We start from the raw sequence: 23,360 nt of genomic DNA on the forward strand, positions 1-23,360 counted from the left end.
TATTTATAGTAATAATTCAAGATAAATTTGTAAAAAATAAATCATTCAAAACGAATTTAATTTTTATTATGGAAAATCTTGAAATAGATGCTCCTCTAGTAGAGAGCTCAAATACCGACAATCTTGTAGCAAGACCAATCTTTAGAAATCAATACGAAAACTTTATCGGCGGTCAGTGGGTTCCTCCTGTGAAGGGTCAATACTTTGAAAACCCTTCGCCAATTGATGGAAGAGTATTTACAAAAGTTGCTCGTTCTACTAAAGAAGATGTAGAATTAGCCTTGGATGCAGCTCATGAAGCTTTTAAAACTTGGTCGAAAACTTCTGCAACAACAAGAAGCAATATCTTACTGAAAATTGCAGATATTATCGAACAAAATCTCAATTACTTGGCTGTTGTAGAAACGGTGGATAATGGTAAACCTATTAGAGAAACGATTCACGCTGACTTACCTTTAGTGGTTGACCACTTCCGTTACTTTGCTGCATGTATCAGAACAGATGAAGGAACAGCGTCTGAACACGACCCAAATACACTTTCTTTAATCATTCATGAACCACTTGGTGTGGTTGGTCAGATTATCCCTTGGAATTTCCCGCTTTTAATGGCTACATGGAAGATGGCTCCAGCTTTAGCGGCAGGTTGTACTATTGTGATGAAACCAGCCGAACAAACACCAGTAGGAATTATGTGTTTGATGGAATTATTGCAAGATGTTTTACCAGCAGGTGTTGTGAATATTGTAAATGGTTTTGGTTTAGAAGCTGGTAAACCTTTGGCAAGCTCTACCAGAATTGCAAAGGTTTCGTTTACGGGTGAAACGACTACTGGACGTTTAATTATGCAGTACGCTTCTGAAAACATCATTCCTGTAACGATGGAATTAGGTGGGAAATCACCAAATATTTTCTTCCCAAGCGTAATGGATGCTGACGACGAGTTCTTCGATAAGTGTTTGGAAGGTGCAGCGATGTTTGCCTTGAACCAAGGTGAAATTTGTACTTGTCCTTCAAGAATTCTAGTACATGAATCTATTGCAGATGCTTTTATTGAAAGATTAATTGCCAGAGTAAATGCTATCAAAAAAGGGCATCCATTGGATATGACTACAATGATTGGTGCGCAAGCATCGAATGACCAATACGAAAAAATCTTATCATATTTAAAAATTGGAGCAGACGAAGGTGCTGAAACACTTTGTGGTGGTGCGGCACATTTACAAGAAGGCGATGCTGCTCATGGTTATTATATTCAACCAACTATTTTGAAAGGACATAACAAAATGCGTGTTTTCCAAGAAGAAATCTTTGGACCAGTAGCAGCTTTAACGACTTTCAAAACAGTGGAGGAAGCGATTGAAATTGCTAACGATACACTTTATGGCTTAGGTGCTGGTGTGTGGACTCGTGATGCACATGAATTGTATCAAGTACCAAGAGCTATTCAGGCGGGTCGTGTTTGGGTGAATTGTTACCATGCTTATCCGGCTCATGCTCCGTTCGGTGGATACAAAAAATCAGGCTTTGGTCGTGAAAACCACAAAATGATGCTTGACCACTACCGTTCTTGCAAAAACATGTTGATTTCTTACGATAAAAAGGCTTTAGGATTCTTTTAAATGCTGAGTGTTGAATGCTGAGTGAGGAGTTTTTGGGCTTTCAGTCATCGGATGTCGGCTTTCAGATTTCAGGAATATGATTGTTTGCGGTAAGTAAAAAGCCGACATCCGATAGCTGAAAGCTGAAATCCGATGACCGAAAGCCATTTAATCAAAAAAATAATGGACAAAACTCCAAGAGTATTACTCACTGCTGCGGCAGAGGAACTGATTGATAGACTTCGTGCTGAACATGGTTCAATCATGTTTCACCAAAGTGGAGGTTGTTGTGATGGCTCTGCACCGATGTGTTTTCCTGTGGGCGAGTTTAAAACTGGTGAAAATGATGTTTTGTTGGGAGAAATCTATGGCTGTGAGTTTTATATGAGTGCTTTCCAATTTGAATATTGGCAATATACTCAACTGACTTTAGACGTAGTGGAGGGAAGAGGAGCTAGTTTTTCATTAGAAATTCCTTTGGGTTTACGCTTTATCATTCGTTCACAAGTTTATACAGAAGAAGAATTAAAAAACCTAAGCCCAGTTTCAAATGGAGCTTAGGTTTTTTTGACGCTAATTTTACACAGGCATCGACAAACCATTTTTACAAGAAGTCTCAAATAGTGGTATTTTTCCATTGTTTGAGGCTTCTTTGTTTTATCAGTATTACTTATGATAAGATTAAAAATGAATATGTATTAAATGCCTCAGCGGAAAATTATTTTATAATTGTGTACTCTTCAAATTGAATTGCGGAAGATGAAATGGTCATTGCGGAAAATTATTTTAGGATTGTACACTTTTCAAGAAGGAAAGAGTATCGTAAAATCTGGAGAATCTTTGAGACGATTAAACGCTTTACAAGCCTATTAGACTAAACTCTTCAAAATATTGTTTGCTTTTGTTTTCTTTTTGCTTTGAGCCTTGTTAGATTTGTAAATCAACCTTTGCATCACAATCAGATGTTTTCCAACATCGACCTAGATAACCAAAGATAATAATTGATACTTGCACTAATTGTCTTAGTAAAAGTATTTTGAAGAATACTCTTCCCGTAATATTTAATATGACAGAAATACCTGCTTTCAAAAAAGGGTTACCCACACAAATTGCTGTATTGGGCGGTGGTAGTTGGGCAACGGCAATCATTAAAATTTTAACCGAAAACAATGTTAAAGTAAAATGGTGGCTTCGCCGTAAATCGGATGTGGATTTTATCAAAAAGTATAATCATAATCCTAGTTATCTGACAGACGCATTACTTAATCCAAGAAAAGTAAAGGCATATTACAAAATGTACGATGCCCTTTATGGAGTAGATTATGTGATTTTGGCTGTGCCAGCCGCTTTTGTGCCTGATGCTTTGAAAAATCTTACTCGTAACCATTTTGCAGGAAAGAAAGTAGTATCGGCTATCAAAGGGATGATTCCTGATGAAAACATGTTGGTAACGGACTGGATGGAAAAGGTATTTGGCGTGCCATTAACACAAATGTGTGTGATTGCTGGGCCTTGCCATGCAGAAGAAGTAGCTTTAGAAAAGCAGTCGTATCTAACGATTGGCTCGCCAAATATCAATTTGGCTCAAGAATTTTCGAATTTATTAAGTTGTAGATACATTCAAGCAAACCCAATTGCCGATTTATATGGCGTGGAATACTGTGCTGTTATTAAAAATATCGTAGCAATGGCTTGCGGGATTACGCATGGTTTGGGTTTTGGCGATAACTTTCAGGCAGTAATGGTTTCTAATGCAATGCAGGAAATTAAACGCTTTTTAGATTATGCTTATCCTCAAGCTTCTCGTGATTTGAATAATTCAGGATACTTAGGCGATTTATTGGTGACGGCTTATTCACAATTTTCAAGAAACCGAACTTTCGGAAATATGATTGGACGTGGTTATTCAGTAAAATCAGCACAAATAGAAATGAATATGGTGGCAGAAGGATATTATGCCGTAAAAAGTATTCATCAAATTAATGAAAAATATGGCGTAGATATGCCAATTATTGATGCCGTTTATAGAATTTTATACGAAAAAGCAACGCCAGTATCTGAAATCAATATATTGAAGACGCATTTGAAGTAGATTTGAAAATTTGAAGATTTGAAAATGATTAACAATTCTTTCATTTTCAAATCTTCAAATCCACCTAATTTTCAAATTATAAAAAACTCGTAATTTTCTCCGCTGTTGCCTTCAATTCTTCCTGAGTAACTTTCATTTTTTCTCTAGTGAAATTAATATCGTTCATAGAGTTCAAAGGAATTAGATGAACATGCGTGTGCGGAACTTCCAAACCAATTACCGAAACGCCAATTCTTCTACAAGGTACTGCTTGCTGTAAAGCAGGTGCAATTTTTTTAGCGAAAATCATTAGTCCCGCCAATAAATCATCGTCTAAATCAAAGATATAATCAATTTCTTTTTTCGGAATCACCAAAGTATGTCCTTCGGCAAGAGGCGTGATGTCTAAGAAAGCAAGGTAGTTTTCGTCCTCAGCAATTTTATGGCAAGGAATTTCGCCATTAACAATTTTTGTAAATATAGTTGACATGGAAACGTTTGTTTAGGTATCAGCTATCAGCTTTGAGCCACTAGCTTTGAGATTTTTAATGAATAATATATGATATTTTGTAATAATGAATCTTTATAGCAATTTAGAAAAGCTCATAGCTAAAAAACTATTTAAACCATTCGGCATACATGATATAATTATTGGCAGTTCTCATAAATACTTCAGCAGCTTCTGGAGAAACATTTTTCAAGAATTTAGCAGGATTTCCTGCATAAATACTTCCAGCAGGTACACGAGTATTTTGAGTAACGATAGCACCAGCGGCAATGATTGAGCCTGTTTCTATCACAGCACCATCCATTACGATAGCACCCATTCCAATCAATACTTTATCTTCAATCGTACAGCCGTGAACGATGGCATTATGGGCGATAGAAACATAATTACCGATAGTCGTTTTCGTTTTTTGATAGGTACAATGAATAATTGCTCCGTCTTGAATATTGGAATTATCACCAATGATTACCGAATTTACGTCACCTCTTACCACAGCATTGAACCAAACAGTACAGTTTTCCCCAAACTTCACATCTCCGACAACAGTGGCATTTTCTGCCAGCCAACAATTTTCACCTAAAGTAGGCGATACTCCTTTTACAGGTTTTATTAAAGGCATTTTTTGAATGATTAAACGTAAATTAAATAAAAGTCACTCTTTAAATATGGTTAAATTTTAAAAAAGATTTACAAATCAAAGCTTAATATTTTTGGCGTAAGCATTTCCGAAATTCCACTGTTTGAGCGGAGCGAGTTTGGAATTTCTTGATTTTCTTTTGTTACTTTTCTTGTATCAAGACAAGAAAAGTAAGGTCTTACGAGAGGGAAATATTGTTTTGAGGTAGAAATTAGATAAAATTTTCAAACATATTCTTTGGAACAAATATACAAACGAAAATTCTTTAGCAATAAAAAAAGGTTGTTCAGTGAAATACCGAACAACCCTGCATAAATATAAAGTATAAATTGTTTTTGATTGAAAATAATACGTTTTAAAATGTCACTCTCTAATATCAAACCGTCCATCTTTCAAAGTCAACATTTCTGTAGGCCTCTCTTTATTTTGAAAAGTTACGCTAAAAGTACCAGAATAGATTTTTGAAACAGGATCAAAACGGATAATGTTTACTTCGTTTACACAGGTTTGACAAATTGAGTATTGTAAGCAGTTACCGTCGATACACTTTTGATAAACACTCGCAAAAGGGGTAAACTCGACAGCATTTTTAGGGAAATATCGCATAAATTGATACCTGCCTGTATCTTTTACATTATTTATCATAAAGCTCATCGACTCCAAAGTATTCTGATTGGTTACAGATAATCTGAGCGTAGCATTTTGATATTTTCCCCAAACAACAGGAACAGGCTTGAAATTTGGATTAGCTTTATATCGTTGGAAGGGTGTCCAGATAGCACCATTAATTTTTGCACCAAAAGTTTGCTTGCCAATCTGAGTAATCGCTGGTAATGCCTCTGGCTGTACATAATCATTCATCTCGCAGCTAAGGAGAAAAGTAGATGATAATATAAGCAGTACGATTAGGTAACGATTTGTTCTCATAAATGAAAGATTTTATCTATTGATGCTAATTTATAAATAATCTTTAATTAAACTGTATTAATCTAAGAAGTTTATTGTAAATTATTTTAATTTATATGATTCTTTCGCCTAAATATTTACGCAAAATAGTGTTGTTTGGTTGTGGGCAAGCATAAGTTTAGCTTATAGATAACATAAGTCATTCCGATTTTTCTTTGTAAAGTGAGGTTTAGGACAATTTGAAAGGTGATTTATTGTTGACTAGTCTTTACTTTTCTTTCTGTGGTGCAAAAGGTGATTACTTGTATTGTCTTACAAGAAAATCAAGAATTAATAATCGGAGTGGCGAACTACCTCGCTTCGCTCAAATAATAGGGATTCGTTGTCCATCAATCATAAAAAAAGCAGTCGAAAAACCAATTTCGACCGCTTTTTTATGATTTTAAAATTCGGGATGATTCATGTTTACATGTCTCATTACTTTGTAAGGCTAGCGTATTCTTTGGCGAAGTAAGTTAAAATTACTTTTGCACCAGCTCTTTTAATAGAAGTTAAACATTCTACCATTGTTTTGGTACCGTCTAACCAGCCATTTTGAGCAGCAGCTTTTACCATCGCATATTCGCCAGAAACATTGTAAGCGGCGATCGGAATATCAAAATTATCGTTCAAAGATTTAATAATATCCAAATAAGCCAAAGCAGGTTTTACCATTAAAAAATCTGCTCCTTCGCTGTAATCAAGTTCAGCTTCAATTAATGCTTCACGAACATTGGCAGGATTCATCTGGTAGGTTTTCTTATCGCCAAATTTTGGAGCAGAATCCAAAGCATCACGGAAAGGGCCATAAAAAGCAGAAGCATATTTAGCTGAATAAGCCATGATAGATACATTGATGAAACCTTTGCTATCTAATGCTTCACGAAGTACTCTTACTCGTCCGTCCATCATATCCGAAGGGCCAACAATATCAGCACCAGCTTCTGCTTGAGCAATTGTCATTTTTGCTAAAATTTCTAAACTTTCATCATTCAAAATATTTCCTTTTTCATCAACATAACCATCATGTCCATCAGAAGAGTAAGGATCCATTGCTACGTCTGACATGATTGCGATTTCAGGAAACTTACTTTTAATTTGATGAATAGCTTCTAAATAGATGTTTCCTTTGCGGTAACTTTCAGAAGCAATTTTATCTTTTTTATCTTCTGTCAAGAGTGGAAAAAGTGCGATGGAACGAATCCCTAAATCTTGTACAACCGACATTTCTTCTAATATCTTATCAATAGAATATCTGTAAATACCGGGCATAGATTTTACTTCACTTGTAAGATTATTGCCTTCCATGACAAACATCGGATAGATAAAATCATTTACCGACAAAGTTGTTTCTTCAACCATTGCACGGATTGCGGCTGACTGGCGGTTTCTTCTGGGTCTTCTTAGCATAATTATAATTATTATTCTCTGGTTTTTGCTGATTTACTCGGGTACAAAGTTCGTAAAACCATTAAACAAATGTTGGAATATTTTAACTTTAATATTATCCTGATATAGGAAGTATTATCTGAATTTTAGAAACAATTTAGGCTTTTTACTTTGTTTCAAAGAAATATCAGCCATTTTTACCCATCTCTTTTAGAACCACGATAATGTATTATTTTGTTCAGTGATACCTCGAAAATTTGAAAAAAATCTTAACATTAATCATTAAAAAGAGTAAATACTATATTAATTACTCTATTATCCCAAAAGCACTAAATTTTAATTAAAATAAAGCACCAAATTGTCTTCATTCTTTTAGATTTGTATTCAATTAATTTTCAAAGAGTATTCATTCCTGAATAACAGTATAGCATTGTAATACTAAATTGAAAGCTGAGCTTTATTTAACTGAAAGTAATTTTTATAAATAAATATAGATTGTAAATTATTCCTTTGGCTTGAAAAGATACTAGAATTCTAATTATTTTTAAATTAATTTTATTTTAGTTTTTCTTGAAATAAGAATATTTTAAATGTGTGTTTGTTTAACGAAAAATATCCTAAAAACATAATTACCGACGAATGGAAATTCAAAATCCTCTCACATCATCCGCTAATAAGCAAAAAATTTTAATAGAGATTGCTTGGGAAACCTGTAATCAAGTTGGTGGAATCTACACCGTAATTCGTACCAAAGTACCATCAATGGTTGAAAAGTGGGGTAATAATTATTTTTTATTAGGTCCATATTTTCCGCAAACAGCTACGGCAGAGTTTGAACCTATTCATGATTTGGACGATTCTATTTTGGGTAAAACTATCCAAAAAATGCGTTCAATGGGTTTAGGAGTACATTATGGATATTGGTTAGTGACTGGGAAACCAAGAATTGTATTATTTGATTTGGCAACGGTTACTCCTAAATTGAATCAAATTAAGGCGAGTCTTTGGGAAAAGCATCAAGTTCCGACTTTACATGTGGAGGACATTGTGAACCAAACGATTTTGTTTGGTGAAATGATTCGTATTTTCTTAACCGAATTAGCGAACGATCAAGCTAGCAAAGCTGAAATTGTAGCACATATTCATGAATGGATGTCAGGTACTTGTATTCCTGATTTGAAAAAAGATGGCGTGAAAATAGCGACAGTTTTTACCACACATGCTACCATGCTTGGGCGTTATTTAGCTGGAAATGTACCTGATTTTTACGATAAATTACATACTTTCAATTGGCTAGACGAAGCTCGTCATTATGGCATTGAAGCACAAGCAACTATTGAACGCTTGGCAGCGAACATGTGTCATGTAATGACGACAGTAAGTGATGTGACCGCCCGTGAATGCGAATTTTTATTAGGTAAAGTACCTGATTTAATTTTACCAAATGGCTTAAACATTACTAGATTTTCAGCAATGCACGAACATCAAAATTTACATACGCTTTTCAAAGACCGTATCAATGAATTTGTGATGGGGCATTTCTTTCAAAGTCAGCCTTTCGACCTTGGTAAAACACTTTATTTCTTTACTTCTGGTCGTTATGAGTTTTCAAACAAAGGCTATGATATTACGCTTGAAGCCTTGGCTCGTTTGAACTGGAAAATGAAACAAGCAAAGATTGATAAAACGGTGGTAATGTTTTTTATTACTAAACAACCTTATCATTCCATCGACCCAGAAGTATTGCAATCGAGAGCGGTAATGGACGAAATCCATGAAACTTGTAATGCTATCGAAAAACAAATTGGTGAAAAATTGTTCAATGCTTCAGCTTCGGCAACAGATTTACAAATGCCAGATTTGAACGGATTTATTGACGAGTATTGGCGTTTACGTTTGCGTAGAACGATTCAAACTTGGAAAACAAATAAGCGTCCGAAAGTAGTAACGCATTTATTGAAAAATGAAGACGGCATTACGGATTATACCAAAAAAGCCAATTTGTTGAATAATCCAGATGATAAAGTAAAGATTGTATATCACCCAGATTTCATTGTTTCTACCAATCCACTTTTCGGACTAGATTATGGGCAATTTGTGCGTGGCTGTAATTTAGGGGTTTTCCCAAGTTATTATGAGCCCTGGGGATATACTCCGCTAGAATGTATTGCTCGTGGTGTTCCTACAATTACTTCAGACCTTTCAGGTTTTGGTGATTATATGATGCAAATCATGCGTGATTATGAACAATGGGGCGTAATGGTGGTGAATCGTAAAACACAAGATTTCCACAAAGCTGCTGAACAACTTTCAGAAATGATGTTGAAATTTGTGAAACAATCACTTCGTGAACGTATCACACAAAGAAACAGAGTAGAAAGTATTTCAGATACTTTTGACTGGAGTAACCTGAGAGCATATTATGATACGGCTCAAGATTTAGCACTCAAAAGAAGAAAATAAATAAATAGAGAAGTCGGCTGTTTAAGGCTGACTTCTCTATTTTAGAAGGATGCAACGCTAAATCTCCTTCCTTGATTCATTCAATAAATTATATTAAGTTTGTAAATACACAATCTCTAATATAAAAGCCGATATTCTTAACTTATGGATATTCTCAATGAAACAATCGCTTGGTTGATGAAAAGACGTTTGCCACGAATCCAGTCGTTTATGGAACGACCTATGGAAACACAGGAGGAAATGTTCTGGAATCTCATTCAATCGGCTAAGTACACAGAATGGGGAAAAAAATATGAATATCAATCTATTGCTTCTATTAAAACTTTTCAGGAAAGAGTACCCATTTCAAATTACGAAAGTCTGTTTCCATACATTGAACGTATGATGCGTGGCGAACAAAATGTTCTTTGGAGTTCAGACATTCAATATTTTTCAAAATCTTCTGGCACAACCAACGCTCGTAGTAAATTCATACCTGTTTCTAAAGAATCGCTTGAGGATTGCCACTTTATGGGTGGAAAAGATATGATGACGCTTTTGGTAGAAAATAAACCTGACACAGAAGTTTTTTCTGGAAAAGGACTTTCTATTGGTGGGAGTTTACAATCAAGTCAATTGAATTCTCGTACTTATTTAGGGGATGTTTCGGCGGTGGTGATGAAAAATTTACCAATCTGGGCACAGCTCATTCGAACACCTTCCTTAGAAGTAGCTTTGATGGATGTTTGGGAAGAAAAAATTCAGAAAATGGCTGAGGTTACTTCCCAAGAAAATGTAACAAGTATTTTGGGCGTTCCGACTTGGACTTTAGTGTTGATTGAAAAAGTATTAGAAATTACAGGTAAGAAAAATATTTTAGAAGTATGGCCAAATTTTGAGTTTTTTATTCATGGTGCAGTTGCTTTTCAGCCTTATCGAGAATTATTTAGTCATCAAGTTTTTCCGTCGAGTTCAGTAAATTATCTTGAAATTTATAATGCTTCGGAAGGATTTTTTGGTATTCAGGACGATTTCAGTCGAAAAGATGAAATGTTGTTAATGCTTGATTATGGTATTTTCTACGAATTTATTCCGATGGAAGAAATAGAATCTGAAAATCCTAAAGTATTGACTTTATCGGAAGTTGAGTTGAATAAGAATTACGCCATTTTGATTTCCACTAATGCTGGTTTGTGGCGATATAAAATTGGTGATACTGTGAAATTTACTTCATGTAATCCATACAGAATTAAGATTTCGGGCAGAACTAAACACTTTATCAATGCTTTTGGTGAAGAACTCATCATCGAAAATGCTGAAAAAGCCATTACCCGTGCTTGTGAAGCAACTAATGCTATTTTGAATGATTATACTGCGGGCCCTGTTTACATGGAAAATAAACAACAAGGTTGCCATGAATGGATTATAGAATTCTCAGAAGTACCGAACGATCAAGTACTTTTTAACAGAATTTTGGATGAAACACTCCGAGAAATTAATTCTGATTATGATGCCAAACGCTATAAAGATATGGTGCTGTCTGCACCCAAAATTAATGTAGTACCCAAAGATACTTTTTATGCGTGGATGAGAAACCGAGGCAAATTAGGCGGACAGCACAAAGTACCAAGACTAAGTAATTCACGTGAATTTGTAGAACAGATTTTGGCTGTTAGCCATGAGCTTGTAGCTACGAGCATTGAGCTATGAGGTATCGGCTGTCGGAATCAGTTAGCGGTAATTAAGTCTAAAAGTCTTTTGTATTGAATCTTGCTTCTTGTGTCTGAGGTCTTGTATCTTTAAGTCCTCAAGTCTTTAATCTTGTGTTTAAATGGATTCAAATTTTCTCTTGATGCTTTTGCTTTTAAGCATTGTCGCATTTTTATATTCCTCTGTCGGTCATGGCGGAGCGAGTGGCTACTTGGCAGTAATGGCGATTGTGGGTGTTTCTCCTACTTTGATGAAATCTTCTGCTTTGATTATGAACCTCGCCGTATCACTCTTTTCTTTTTTTGGTTTTTATCGAGCAGGCTTTTTCAAGCTCAAACTCTTTTTGCCATTTGCCGTTGCCAGTATTCCCTTGGCGTATTTAGGTGGAACAATGACGCTTTCAGATTCCATTTATAAGAAAATTTTAGCCCTTTGTATCTTGATTTCCATTGCTCGTTTACTCTATCAATTCAAGCAAGAAGAAACGGAAAACCGTGAAGTTCCGCTTTGGGCTGGACTTACTTCTGGTGGCGTAATTGGTTTACTTTCGGGCATGATTGGCATTGGCGGAGGCATCGTACTCAGTCCTTTAATGCTATTGATGAAGTGGGCAAAACTCAAAGAAACGGCTGCGGTTTCGGCACTTTTCATTTTTGTGAATTCTCTTTCGGGTTTATATGGTCAATTGATGAAAGGAAGTATTCAATTGCCTGCCAATCTACAATGGGCAATAGCCGTAACCATTGTTGGCGGTTTGTTAGGTTCTTACTTCGGTAGCCAGAAGTTTAATTTACCCACACTTCGCTATTTGTTGGCGTTGGGTTTAGTGATTGCTTGTGCTAAATTGATTTTTACTTAGAGTCGGTTAAATTCTATTTTTGGATGATTAATCAACATCATTACAAATCAAAAAAGAGAAAAATATAGCCTTAAAACGGAATGATATTTTTATAAAAATGAAATTAATCTATTATGAAAAATTTACTTTTTATTTGTTACTTTTTCTTTTCAATTCACTCTCTTTACCCTCAGTCAAGAAGTGAAAGTATTGCTATAACTGGAAATGTAGAAATTCCTTTAAACTTGACTATCAAAGATTTACAACAAATGAATGTTGTAAGCGGAACAGATTTTAAAGTAGTCAACACTTCTGGTGAAATAAGAAAAGAATTTAAAACTTACAAAGGAGTATTATTAAACGAGCTTTTGGATAAAGCTAAAATCGTTCTTCAAAGTCCAAAAGAAAAAGGGAAAATTTACTTTGTAGCCACTGCTACTGATGGTTACACGGCTATTTTTTCTTATCACGAAATTTTTAACAATCCTGCTGGCGATAAAGTATTAGTACTTTTTGAAGAAAACGGAAAAACAATCGACAAAGACGGAGTTTTTGTATTGATTGCTGGCACTGACAAAATCACTGGTGCAAGACACGTAAAATGGTTGAAAAGTATTGAAGTGAAAAAACTTTAGGCAATTACAAACTTTGAATTCCTCAATTCTGCCAAAGTAAAAACAGAAACAACACTACCCAAAGTAAATCTACAAAGTGCCAGTAAAAAATTATTAAGTTGATTTTTAATTGGTTGGGTGGATTTACTGAATAAACGAATGATTCAATATATGAGGCTCTTTTGATGGCTTCCAGAAAAATCTTCACTAAAAAGAACAAACCTATCACGATATGTAAAATATGCAAGCCCGAAAGTATATAAATAAAACCTCTTGAAGTACGTAACGTTGCATCGGCATTTAATGCGAAAAGTTGTTGCCAGCCCCATAATTGCATTCCAACAAATACTAATCCAAGCAATAAAGTGAAGCCCATGTAAATTCTATAACTCAAGAATTTATCTTCCTTAAAGTTTAAGTTTGCCAAATGAAGCGTTAGGCTACTTATCAAAATCAGCAAAGTACTTACCCAAAAAACAGTAGGTAATTGTATTTTTCCAAAGCCCGCATCAGGTCTTTGTAAGCCCAAATAGGTTGTTAATAAGCCTAAAAACATCAATCCACTTCCGAAGATTGACATTTGAAGCATAAATTTAAAAGGTTCTCTGCGTTGCATATTTTTTGTTATTCTTAGATTCAGAAATTTTAGCGGTTAAATAGCAGTTATTGAAATTTTCAAATTAGCTTATTTTCAAATCTTCAAATCTTCAAATCAACTAAGTTTTCCTTGCCAAATACTATATTTTTCAAATTGCGTTTTTGTGTCTATTTCTTCATCAAAAATCCCAAAAACAGTAGAGCCTGAGCCTGTCATACTTGCGTAAGCTGCACCGAGTTCATACAATTGATTTTTGATATTTTCGATAGCGGGATATTTGGGCAAAAGATGTTTTTCAAAATCATTTTTCACCAAATCTTTCCAATCGTTTACTGGTTTCTGTAATACTTCTTGTAAATCAATTTCATTTTTTAGCGGTTTCACGCCCGAATAAGCCTCAGCGGTTGAAATATGAATATTCGGATTCACCAACACAATGTACTTTCCTGATAAATCGACAGTAATGTTGGCAAATTCATCGCCTTTGCCAAAACAATATTGTGGGCGATTTTGAATGAAAAAAGCACAGTCGCTTCCCAATTTACGAGCGTAGTTTTCCATTTGTTGCGTTGATAAGTGTAACAAGAAAAGCTCGTTCAAAGTTTTAATCGTAAAAGCACAATCTGCTGAACCGCCGCCCATGCCTGCCCCAATTGGCACAACTTTGTGGAGGTGAATACTTACGGAAGGAATGTCAAAATCTTGCTTTAAAAGATGATAAGCCTTTAAGCAAAGATTACTTTCGGGATTTCCCGGAATATCCAAGCCTGTACTTCTGAAACTTAATGTTTCGGCTGGTAAAATTTCTAAAATATCGCACCAGCCAACGGGATAAAAACAAGATTCAAGATTATGAAAGCCGTCTGCACGTTTTTCGGTGATGTATAAACCAATATTGATTTTTGCGTTTGGAAAAGTAACCATTGGGATTGTTTATTGGAATTGAAAAACAAAAATACTTTACAAAAAAGCTATTTCCATAATTTTAAAGCCCTGTCTGGATAATCAGTGATGAGTCCGTCTGTGCCTAATGCTTTCATGGCTAACATATCGTCGATTTCATTGACTGTCCATGGAATTACTTTGATGCCTTTTTGGTGGCACATCGCCACCTTCCCTTTGGTTAATTGCTTAAAGTACGGACTAAAAACGTCGGGCAAAAAGCCTAATTTCTGCAAAGAAGGTTCAACGCCTTCACGTTCGACTAAAGCCGACAAAGTAAATTTGGGATACTCTTTGGATTGAATTTGCTGATGCCAAAACCGAAGAGCATTAAAATCAAAACTTTGGATAATTACTCTTTCGGCAGGGATGAATTGTTTCAAGACCTGATAAACCAAATCAGAAAATACTTCAATACTTTCAGGTTGCGAAATTCCATACTCTTTTTCTTCCGACTTAATTTCTATATTATAATGAACCGCTTTGAGTCCTTTTTGTTGAATATAGTTTTCACAGAAAGCCAACATTTCGCTCAACAAAGGTTTATGAGTTGCCAATTTTTGTTGTGCTGGAAAAAGTTTATTTCCACGCAAACCCGTATCAAATTGCTGAATTTCCTGATAATTCATTCGATACAAATTTAGTGTTTTTTCTTCTTTTTTCAGTACTGGCGAACCGTTTGGATGCGAAGCAAAAAGTGAGTTCATATAAGGCTCGTGCGATACAAGTACTTGGTAGTCTTGGCTAATACAGACATCCAATTCTAACGTATCAACGCCCAAATCCAAAGCTTTTTGAAAAGCTGGGATGGTATTTTCGGGCATCAGTCCACGGCAACCTCTGTGACCTTCTATTTCAAATGTTTTTTGTGGCATAATATCATTTAAGATTTAACGATATTTCAATTAATATTTTGTCTTTTAATATATTCGGTACAAATTGAGTATTATTCTTTATATATTAAAAGTGCAATCCATGAACCAAATTACAATAAGAAAAGCCACATTTGATGATTTAGAAACACTTTTTCGTTTTGAACAAGGTGTTATCGAAGCCGAAAGACCTTTTGATAGTACTTTGAAGGATGAGCAAATACATTATTATGATATTGCAGGAATGATAAAGTCTTCGCATGTAGAATTGTTGGTGGCGGAATTTGAAGGCGATGTAATAGGTTCGGGATATGCTCGTATTGAAAGTGCCAAGCCTTATTTAAAACATGGTCGTCATGCTTATTTAGGTTTTATGTATGTGGCACCTGCCCATCGTGGTAAAGGAGTAAATAAGAAAATTATGGATGGGTTGAAAGATTGGGTTCGCTCTCAAAACATTACTGAATTGCGTTTAGATGTATATCACGACAATATTTCAGCCATTAAAGCCTATGAGAAAATTGGCTTTACGAAACACATGATTGAGATGAGGTTGGGGCTGTAAGGATAAATGAAATTATCATTTTTCTTTATAAAGTGTATTTGTCTAATAATTTACGGAATGGTTTGTTAAATCTCTAAAAAACAATGCTATTTAACTTTAATTTAAAGAGTTCTATTTTACTGATTTTTTTCGTTCATGGAATCGTATTCTCTTTACTGTTATTGAAGAAAGGAGTTCAGCATCAAAGTAAAGAGAGTTTCTGGTTGAGTCTTTTTATTTTTTTATCAAGTTTATACATAGCCCCATTTATGCTTGGTTATGCAGGTTGGTACAGCAAACAGCCTTATCGAGACATTATGTTTTATATTCCTTTCCAGCAATTATTTTTACTTGGCCCTATTATCTTCTTTTATGTACAAAGTTTACTCAATAAGTCATCCCAGTTATTCCAGAAAGATTTTATCCCTTTTGTCCCAGCAATAGCTTATTTTATCTATACACTTATTGTATTTATTACAGATAAGTTGGTGCTACATCAATACTATTTCTATGCTGATGAGAGGGATAAAGATTTATCTACATGGTATCAGGTAGCAGGTTTGTTTTCTATGATGTATTACGTTTTTTTGAGTTTACGCTATTATGCTATCTACAAAAAAATAGCATTTCAGGTAGTTAGTTTTGCAGAAACAATTTTGTTTAATTGGGTACGGCAATATCTTATTGCCTTATTGGTGATACTATCGCTCAGGGTTTTATTTTTCATATTAAACCCTGAATGGGATGAATTCGGGAATAAATTTTGGTATTACTTGTGTTTTTCGATACTCTTTTATTACATATCCATTAGTGGTTATTCAAATGCTATCAAAACAGTTATTCCTTACCAAGCATCTTCTCTATTTAATCACGATTCTTCTTACTTATTGCATGAAGAAAAGGGTTATGAAATGAATGAAATTATAAAAGAATTGGTCAATGAAACGGATGCTATAACCATAACAGATATAGAAATTTGGAAACAAAAAATTGAAGATTTAATGATTGTTGATAAAGCTTTTGAAAATCCGATATTGACTTTAACAGATATTGCAGAAAAATTAGCCACTAATCCAAAACAAATATCACAAGTAGTCAACCAAGGTTTCAATATGAATTTCAATGATTTTGTAAATAGCTACAGAATTGAAGCCGTAAAAGAAATGCTGAAAAATGGGGAGCATAAAAAACAAACTTTATTGGGAATTGCCTTTGGTTGTGGTTTCAATTCTAAATCTACATTCAACAGGACTTTTAAAAAACAGACTTCCCTTTCCCCAAAAGAATACATCAATAAGTTAGAAAATACTGCCAAAGATTTGAATAAATAAATAGCCTTAAAACTATGTGCCAAATCTTGATGTGGGACGACTTTACACCGAAAAAGCATCAATTTTGTTTAAAAAAAACAAAAAATGAAAAGATTAGCCATCATCAAAAAGTCTTCAACTACTAATATTTTATTTAGGTATTGTACTTCTATTATCTTGCCGTTTTTCTCGTTAGCAACTCTTTTTGGGCAAGTGCCTCTCGACTCTGTCAATGTTAAAGTAAATACCTTATTGGCTTCTAAAGTAAAAGAAAGTAGTCCCGGCGTAGCTGTTGCCATTATCAAAGACGGAGTATTAATCTCAAAAGCAGTAAGAGGGCAAGCCAATCTCGACTTTCAAATTCCTGTTGATTTTAATACATCTTTTAACATTGCTTCTAACGCAAAGCAATTCACCGCTGCTTGTATGTTGTTATTGCAAAAAGACGGTTTAATTTCACTTGATGATGATTTTAGAAAATATGTACCCGATATACTAAAGAACTATCCCGATAAAATCAGTATTAAAAACCTTCTAAATCATACCAGTGGCTTTAGAGATGTCTATGATTTATGGGCTTTGCAAGATATAACTTGGTGGCAAACATTTGTTAGTAATACTGATGCCATTAACCTATTAAAAAAGCAAACAGATTTGAATTTTAAGCCAAGTTCACAATACTTATACAGCAATTCTAACTACTTGATTTTGGCAGAAATTGTAAAAATCGTCACCAAAACGTCACTGAAAGATTACATAAAGGCTAAAATCTTTGAGCCTTTACAGATGAACCAAACGGCTTTCGTTGATGATTATATGCAAGTAATACCTAAAAGAGCAGATGGATATGGCAATTTTAATGGCTGGAAAAAATACCCTTGGATAACCAGTTTATATGGCGATGGTGGATTGTTTACAACGATTGATGACCAAATAAAGTGGGAAAAACATCTACATAACCCCACGCTTTGGGATAATCAATTTAACTCAGTCTTTCTTCAGCCAATCAAAACTGAAAATCAGACATTTTATGGTTTTGGATTAATGTTTGAAAACTACAAAGGCTTAACACATACCTATCATGATGGAAGTACTGGTGCTTATAATGCTTCTTTTGATAGATTCCCTACTGAAAAAATTTCTATTATAGTAATGACCAATAACACGCAGGTTTGGACAAGAGGACTTTCGCAAGAATTGACAGCATTGGTAATTGACAAAACTAAATTTATTGAAACAAATAATCTTTTAACAGAGACTGAAACTACCAACACACAGTTACACATTTTAGGAGATTATCAGTTTGAGGATGGTCGAATTATTAAAATTAGGAAAGATAGTGCAGGTTTATACAGAGATATTTACGGAAGGAACCCATCTAAATTGAAGCAAGAAACTTCATCAATTTATGCTTATGAAACAGTAAAAGATTTGAAAATAAAGTTTATCGTTCAAAACAAAATAGTAAAATCACTTACTATTTTCCATCCCTTACAATCATTTCAAACAGCTATAAAACTTCCTAATATCAAAGTGGAGGACAATTATTATGAAACCCTTAACGGAAAGTATTTTAATGCTGAAACCAATACCAGTATTGAAATTAAACACTTAAAAGGAAATGATTACAGCCTTATCAAAAATAAAGAAACCCAACATGCAATGCTGATTAGAAAAGATTACCTTGCTATGAATTCCTATCAAATGCTCATTGAAAGAAATTCCAACAATAAAATTATTGGATTAAAGGTAAATGATAACAGGATTCTCAATGTAAGATTTAAGAAGGTAAAGTAACATGAAAGAGTTGTAATTATTGCCGTTGATGGTATTTTACCAACAACGGCAAACTTTATTATTATTTCTCAACCAATTTAATATGATACTCCTGAATCAATGCTGGATTTTCTGGCGTGAGCGTAAAGCTTACTTCAATATTGGCGTTTTCACCTTCCAAAGTAAAAGTACCTCTTAAATTATTTTCAGGTTTTATTTCCTTCAAACCCTTGATTTTTCCTGCTTTTTCAAAAATGGGTTTCGCTTCTTTTCTTAGACTTTCTTCAAAGTAATCAAGGAAAAAATTCTCTGCAAAAATGCCTGTACTTTCTGCATTTTCCCAAGTGGGTAATATGGCAATTAACTCCGTTGTTCTTTGTTTTAAAATCGGAGAAACTGGAATAGCGTTTGGTTTTAAATGGGCGAGTGCCACCAAAGTATCCAATACTTGTACATTAAAATAGCCCGCATTGGCATAAGTAAGATTACTGAATGAAATTACGCCCAAACCATAATCTTGCAAAATACGCCAGTTACTTCCAAAACCGGGCAAACCTCCGCTGTGACCAACCGAACGTCTGCCTTCTCCATCAGTGGCGTGTCCTAAACCGTAACCATAGGCATTTGCCATTGGGGTTTTACGACCAGTCGGATATTTGTAATTTGGATTCACGCCAATAAATTGCCAAGGCTGTTGCATTTCACGTACAGAACTTCTTTTCACAGGTCCTTTTTCTGGTGCATCACTCGCAGGCCAAGCCGATTGATGAAAAGCAACGTACTTCGCAAAATCGTCAATTGTTGTAATCATTCCGCCCATTGCACCATACGCACCGTCGTGCAATAATGGTTGTTCAACCCAATTTTCATTCAACCAACGATAGCCATGTGCCAATTGTTCTGCTGGTACTTGGCTGTATTCCCAATAAGTGTGGTTCATGCCTAATGGCTTCAAAATGTTTTCGTTGATGTATTGTTGATAAGTTTTTCCTGATACTTTTTTGATGATATAACCCAACATCGCAAAACCCATGTTGCTATATTCGTAAGCGGCACTTGGGTTGTTGGAAAACGAAATTCCTTTTCGAAACATCTTCAACATGGCTTCGTCGCTGATGGCCAATTGGCGGTCGCCCCAAGGATTATCTTCTGGAAAACCAGCCGAGTGCGTTAATAAATTACGGACAGTAATCGCTGGAGCATCTTTGGTTGGAAAATATTGATTTTTTAATTCAGGAATGTACAAATAAGCAGGATTGTCCAGTTCCAATTTTCCCTCATCTCTTAACTTCAAAATCGCCATTGCTGTAAAACTTTTGGACATACTGGCAATTCTAAAATCAGACTGATTGGTTGCTAATACTTTTTTTTCCAGATTAGCATAACCAATATTTCCTGAGTGAATCAATTTTCCATCTAATACCAAGCCATAAACAAAAGCTGGATAATGGTTTTTCTCGGCATAATCTTTAAAAATTTGGTCAATTTTCGGTAACGCCTCTTTGATATTTTTCAGTCGCTCGTCTTGTGCTTTTACTTGGTTAAAGGCAGTAACGATGCTACAACAAAAAAAGAAGAGTAGTTTTTTATAATTCATGATGTTTGTTGGTAAGGTTTGAAATGATTAAACAAAATACTTATTTTTCATGGTTAGCTCAAGACAATTACTCATAAATAATTTTCTAACTACTTCATTTTATTTAAAAATCCCATTCTTCAAAATCGTCATCGCATCTTCTGTCTCTTTAAAATTCATCGAAGCAAAGCCCATTCTACAAGCATTTTCTGTGGGATATGCCGCTCCGTCTGAGAGGTACAAACCATTTTTAGCTAATTTGGGAGCGAGTTCTATCAAAGAAATACTTTTGTCAAATTTTGCCCAAATCGCCATGCCACCGTCTGGTACTTTAAAATCAATCACATCGCCTAATTCGTTTTTCAATAAATCACAAGTAAAATTTCGGCGTTCTCTGTAAATCTTCAATACTTTGGCGGCGTGCCGTTTCAACGTGCCATTTTCTAACATATCTGCCAAAGACAATTCTAAAATAGTATCGCCTTGTCGGTCGATGATGCGACGCAACTTGGCTAATTCCTCAATAATTTCCTGCTTCGCTACCACATAACCTACTCGAAAAGTTGGAGCAATTTTTTTGGTAAAAGAACCAATATACACCACCAAACCATGTCGGTCGGCACTCGCCAAAGGCAAAACTGGTCGATTGGCATAATGAAAATCGTAGTCGTAATCGTCTTCAAGAATATAAAAACGATATTTTTCTGCCAAAGCCAAGAGTTTAATTCTTCGTTCGGGCGTAAGTGTTACCGTAGTTGGATGATAATGATGGGAAGTAACATAAATTGCTTTTACGGGCTTTTTCCGACAAATTTCCTCAATGGCATCTACCACAATTCCCTCTTCATCAATCGGAATGGTATTCAATTTTGCCCCCAAAGTAGCGAAAGTAATGTTGGTCGCAGGATAGTTCAAGTCCCCAACGATTACTTCATCGCCTTTTTCAAAAAGAGCCAAACCCACCAAATAAATCGCCATTTGACTACCACGAGTTGTAATAATTTGTTCTGGCGAAATGTTCATGCCACGAGTTTCGTTCAATACTTTTGCAAAGGTTTCACGAAGACGCAAAGCTCCATACACAGAAGTATAGTACAAAACCGACGGCTCGCCAAATTTGATATAATGTGCATACAAACGAGCCAGTTCATCACGAGGAGCTAAACGTACATCGGGTAAACCATCGTTAAAAGCCAGCCTTTGCGTAATAATTGGAGGTATTTTCACCAAAGTATTTTTGGCAAAATTCATCGAAAAATCATCTTTCCTTTTTGCGTCAAAATCTTGTTTTGAAAGTTGAACAGGCTTCACATTCGGAAGATGTTGAGCGATAAAAGTACCTTTTTTCGGAAAAATTTCAATCCATCCTTGCGAATACAATTCATCATAAGCCGCCACAACGGTTTTTCGGTGAAGTGTCAAAAGCTCTGCCATTTGTCGAGAACTCAACAATTTTGTGCCTTTTTTCAGAATACCAGCTTGAATATTTTTAATGATTTCATTAGCAATTTGTACGTAAATCGGCAAAGAAGAGTCTTTCTTGAGGTCGATTAAAGTTTTAAAAGGTATTTCCATCTGGACTACTTATATGTAAAATTGTGGAGCATTAAACTAATCCAGTAAAGATAGAAATTTGTACATAATCTTGACGAAAACCCAATTAAAAATATGGCAACATTACCCATTACCGAAAGAACAAAAATTAGTCGTGCGGCAAAAAAAGGCGATTATACTGAAGAAACCATTTACAGTATTTTAGATGAAGGACTTTTTTGTCATGTTTCATACGTTGAAAGAGAAACTCCGATGTGTATTCCTACGGGTTACGGACGCATCGGCAATAAATTATATATTCATGGCTCGGTGGGCAGTCATTTTATGCGAGCCATTGCCGACGGAAGAACGGTTTGTTTGAGTGTTTCTTTGATTGATGGATTGGTATTGGCAAGGTCTGCGTTTAGTCATTCAGTCAATTATCGTTCGGTGGTAATGTTTGCCAAAGGAACAGTTGTAACGGACGAAACTGAACGTTGGGATTCATTAATTGCCATTACTGAGCAATTTATTCCCGGTCGTTGGGACAATGTGCGTTTGCCTACAAAAAGTGAAATGCAGAAAACCATGATTATTTCATTTCCTTTAGAAGAAGCTTCCGCCAAAACCAGAAGTGGACAGCCAAACGATGATGAAGAAGATTATGATTTCCCAGTCTGGGCAGGCGTTTTACCCCTGAAGTTACAAGCACAAACGCCCATCACCGACCCAAAAATGCAATTTGATTTACCTGTTCCAGAATATATTAGTAAATTAGTTGTGAATGAGTTTTAAATTGTGAATTAGTGAGTTGTGGATTAGTGATTAAAAATTCACAACTCGCTAAATTGCAAAATCACTAATTCACTAAATAATAACTCACTAATTCACAATTGACTAAATCACAATTAAAAATATGCAAATCCAACCTCCATTACCCGAAGAAAATTTTGGACATTTTAGCAATTATATCAACAAAGTAAATACCGTTGAATTGCTAAAAGGCTTGGACGATAACCAAGAAATATTGCTCAAAAAAATACTTGCTTTGGATGAAGCAACATTGAATTTCAAGTATCAATCCGATAAGTGGACGATTAAAGAAGTAATCGGTCATGTGATTGATACTGAGAGGATTTTTGCTTATCGAGCTTTACGTTTTGCCCGAAAAGACAAAGCCGCTTTGGCTGGTTACGACGAAGTTTTGTACGGCGATACTTCAAATGCTGGACAGAGAGATATTCAAGATTTGTTAGAAGAATTTGTAGCAGTACGCAAAGCGAGCATTACTTTATTCAAAAGTTTCAATGAAGAAATGCTCAACGAAAAAGGCATTGCCAGCAATTTTACCATTTCTGTAAGAGGCTTGGGCTATGCTATTTTAGGACATTGCACACATCATTTACAGATAATTAATGAGCGATATTTGGTGGGCTAACAAGTTTTTATCGACCTCT

Annotated in this window: 21 protein-coding genes; 12 read left to right on the plus strand and 9 right to left on the minus strand. The window is 35.1% G+C overall.

Annotated elements, in window-relative coordinates; genetic code table 11:
* The first annotated feature begins 68 nt into the window (after window positions 1-68).
* The 3 genes from HNP25_RS14220 (at window position 69) to HNP25_RS14230 (ending at window position 3,690) form a co-directional block, all read left to right on the plus strand.
* Window positions 69-1,619, plus strand: coding sequence for an aldehyde dehydrogenase family protein (locus tag HNP25_RS14220; protein ID WP_184135145.1), 1,551 nt, complete (start codon window positions 69-71; stop codon window positions 1,617-1,619).
* Window positions 1,620-1,781: 162 nt separating this feature from the next.
* Window positions 1,782-2,159, plus strand: coding sequence for a DUF779 domain-containing protein (locus HNP25_RS14225; RefSeq protein WP_184135146.1), 378 nt, complete (start codon window positions 1,782-1,784; stop codon window positions 2,157-2,159).
* Window positions 2,160-2,664: 505 nt separating this feature from the next.
* Complete coding sequence (locus HNP25_RS14230; RefSeq protein ID WP_184135148.1) at window positions 2,665-3,690, plus strand: NAD(P)H-dependent glycerol-3-phosphate dehydrogenase; 1,026 nt, start codon at window positions 2,665-2,667, stop codon at window positions 3,688-3,690.
* Between the two features lie 76 nt (window positions 3,691-3,766).
* Here HNP25_RS14230 and HNP25_RS14235 read toward each other — a convergent pair whose 3' ends face one another.
* From HNP25_RS14235 to hemB, 4 genes are all read right to left on the minus strand, one after another.
* Window positions 3,767-4,159, minus strand: a complete 393-nt coding sequence (locus HNP25_RS14235; RefSeq protein ID WP_184135149.1) for an HIT family protein — start codon at window positions 4,157-4,159, stop codon at window positions 3,767-3,769.
* Window positions 4,160-4,286: 127 nt separating this feature from the next.
* Window positions 4,287-4,796 carry a gamma carbonic anhydrase family protein gene (locus tag HNP25_RS14240; RefSeq protein WP_184135151.1) on the minus strand — a complete coding sequence of 170 codons (510 nt, stop codon included), beginning with the start codon at window positions 4,794-4,796 and terminating at the stop codon, window positions 4,287-4,289.
* Window positions 4,797-5,177: 381 nt separating this feature from the next.
* Window positions 5,178-5,741, minus strand: a complete 564-nt coding sequence (locus HNP25_RS14245) for a Riean_0653 family protein (RefSeq protein WP_184135153.1) — start codon at window positions 5,739-5,741, stop codon at window positions 5,178-5,180.
* Between the two features lie 456 nt (window positions 5,742-6,197).
* Window positions 6,198-7,169 (minus strand): porphobilinogen synthase, encoded by a 972-nt coding sequence (hemB, locus tag HNP25_RS14250; RefSeq protein WP_221432476.1) that lies wholly within the window; start codon window positions 7,167-7,169, stop codon window positions 6,198-6,200.
* Between the two features lie 618 nt (window positions 7,170-7,787).
* Between hemB and HNP25_RS14255 the strand changes: the two genes are divergently transcribed.
* The 4 genes from HNP25_RS14255 (at window position 7,788) to HNP25_RS14270 (ending at window position 12,773) form a co-directional block, all read left to right on the plus strand.
* Window positions 7,788-9,611 carry a glycosyltransferase gene (locus HNP25_RS14255; protein WP_184135154.1) on the plus strand — a complete coding sequence of 608 codons (1,824 nt, stop codon included), beginning with the start codon at window positions 7,788-7,790 and terminating at the stop codon, window positions 9,609-9,611.
* A gap of 144 nt (window positions 9,612-9,755) precedes the next feature.
* Window positions 9,756-11,300: a GH3 auxin-responsive promoter family protein gene (locus HNP25_RS14260; RefSeq protein WP_184135155.1), complete on the plus strand. Its 1,545-nt coding sequence runs from the start codon at window positions 9,756-9,758 to the stop codon at window positions 11,298-11,300.
* 142 nt (window positions 11,301-11,442) lie between these two features.
* Complete coding sequence (locus HNP25_RS14265; protein WP_229202871.1) at window positions 11,443-12,159, plus strand: sulfite exporter TauE/SafE family protein; 717 nt, start codon at window positions 11,443-11,445, stop codon at window positions 12,157-12,159.
* 113 nt (window positions 12,160-12,272) lie between these two features.
* A complete protein-coding gene (locus HNP25_RS14270) occupies window positions 12,273-12,773 on the plus strand; it encodes a molybdopterin-dependent oxidoreductase (protein ID WP_184135157.1) in 501 nt (166 codons plus the stop codon).
* A 22-nt stretch (window positions 12,774-12,795) separates the two neighbouring features.
* On the opposite strand, the gene HNP25_RS14275 is transcribed toward HNP25_RS14270, so the two are convergent.
* The 3 genes from HNP25_RS14275 to HNP25_RS14285 all read right to left on the minus strand — a co-directional run bounded on the left by HNP25_RS14275 (window position 12,796) and on the right by HNP25_RS14285 (window position 15,167).
* Window positions 12,796-13,368, minus strand: coding sequence for a cytochrome c oxidase subunit 3 (locus HNP25_RS14275; protein ID WP_229202872.1), 573 nt, complete (start codon window positions 13,366-13,368; stop codon window positions 12,796-12,798).
* A gap of 96 nt (window positions 13,369-13,464) precedes the next feature.
* Window positions 13,465-14,274, minus strand: a complete 810-nt coding sequence (ispE, locus tag HNP25_RS14280) for a 4-(cytidine 5'-diphospho)-2-C-methyl-D-erythritol kinase (RefSeq protein WP_184135158.1) — start codon at window positions 14,272-14,274, stop codon at window positions 13,465-13,467.
* Between the two features lie 47 nt (window positions 14,275-14,321).
* A complete protein-coding gene (locus HNP25_RS14285; RefSeq protein ID WP_184135159.1) occupies window positions 14,322-15,167 on the minus strand; it encodes a glycerophosphodiester phosphodiesterase family protein in 846 nt (281 codons plus the stop codon).
* A gap of 100 nt (window positions 15,168-15,267) precedes the next feature.
* Here HNP25_RS14285 and HNP25_RS14290 point away from each other — a divergent pair, with 100 nt between their 5' ends.
* From HNP25_RS14290 to HNP25_RS14300, 3 genes are all read left to right on the plus strand, one after another.
* Window positions 15,268-15,729: a GNAT family N-acetyltransferase gene (locus HNP25_RS14290; RefSeq protein WP_184135160.1), complete on the plus strand. Its 462-nt coding sequence runs from the start codon at window positions 15,268-15,270 to the stop codon at window positions 15,727-15,729.
* 83 nt (window positions 15,730-15,812) lie between these two features.
* Complete coding sequence (locus tag HNP25_RS14295) at window positions 15,813-17,039, plus strand: helix-turn-helix domain-containing protein (protein ID WP_184135161.1); 1,227 nt, start codon at window positions 15,813-15,815, stop codon at window positions 17,037-17,039.
* 84 nt (window positions 17,040-17,123) lie between these two features.
* A complete protein-coding gene (locus HNP25_RS14300) occupies window positions 17,124-18,815 on the plus strand; it encodes a serine hydrolase domain-containing protein (protein ID WP_184135162.1) in 1,692 nt (563 codons plus the stop codon).
* Window positions 18,816-18,876: 61 nt separating this feature from the next.
* On the opposite strand, the gene HNP25_RS14305 is transcribed toward HNP25_RS14300, so the two are convergent.
* Complete coding sequence (locus HNP25_RS14305) at window positions 18,877-20,391, minus strand: serine hydrolase domain-containing protein (RefSeq protein ID WP_184135163.1); 1,515 nt, start codon at window positions 20,389-20,391, stop codon at window positions 18,877-18,879.
* A gap of 99 nt (window positions 20,392-20,490) precedes the next feature.
* Complete coding sequence (locus tag HNP25_RS14310) at window positions 20,491-21,945, minus strand: aminotransferase-like domain-containing protein (RefSeq protein WP_184135164.1); 1,455 nt, start codon at window positions 21,943-21,945, stop codon at window positions 20,491-20,493.
* A 93-nt stretch (window positions 21,946-22,038) separates the two neighbouring features.
* On the opposite strand from HNP25_RS14310, the gene HNP25_RS14315 reads away from it, so the two are divergent.
* Together HNP25_RS14315 and HNP25_RS14320 are read left to right on the plus strand one after the other, a co-directional pair.
* On the plus strand, window positions 22,039-22,698 hold the full coding sequence (locus tag HNP25_RS14315) for a pyridoxamine 5'-phosphate oxidase family protein (protein WP_184135165.1): 660 nt from the start codon (window positions 22,039-22,041) through the stop codon (window positions 22,696-22,698).
* A gap of 121 nt (window positions 22,699-22,819) precedes the next feature.
* A complete protein-coding gene (locus HNP25_RS14320; protein ID WP_184135166.1) occupies window positions 22,820-23,341 on the plus strand; it encodes a DinB family protein in 522 nt (173 codons plus the stop codon).
* Window positions 23,342-23,360 lie beyond the last annotated feature (19 nt).

Source organism: Arcicella rosea, from assembly GCF_014204325.1.
GTDB classification, from domain to species: domain Bacteria; phylum Bacteroidota; class Bacteroidia; order Cytophagales; family Spirosomataceae; genus Arcicella; species Arcicella rosea_A.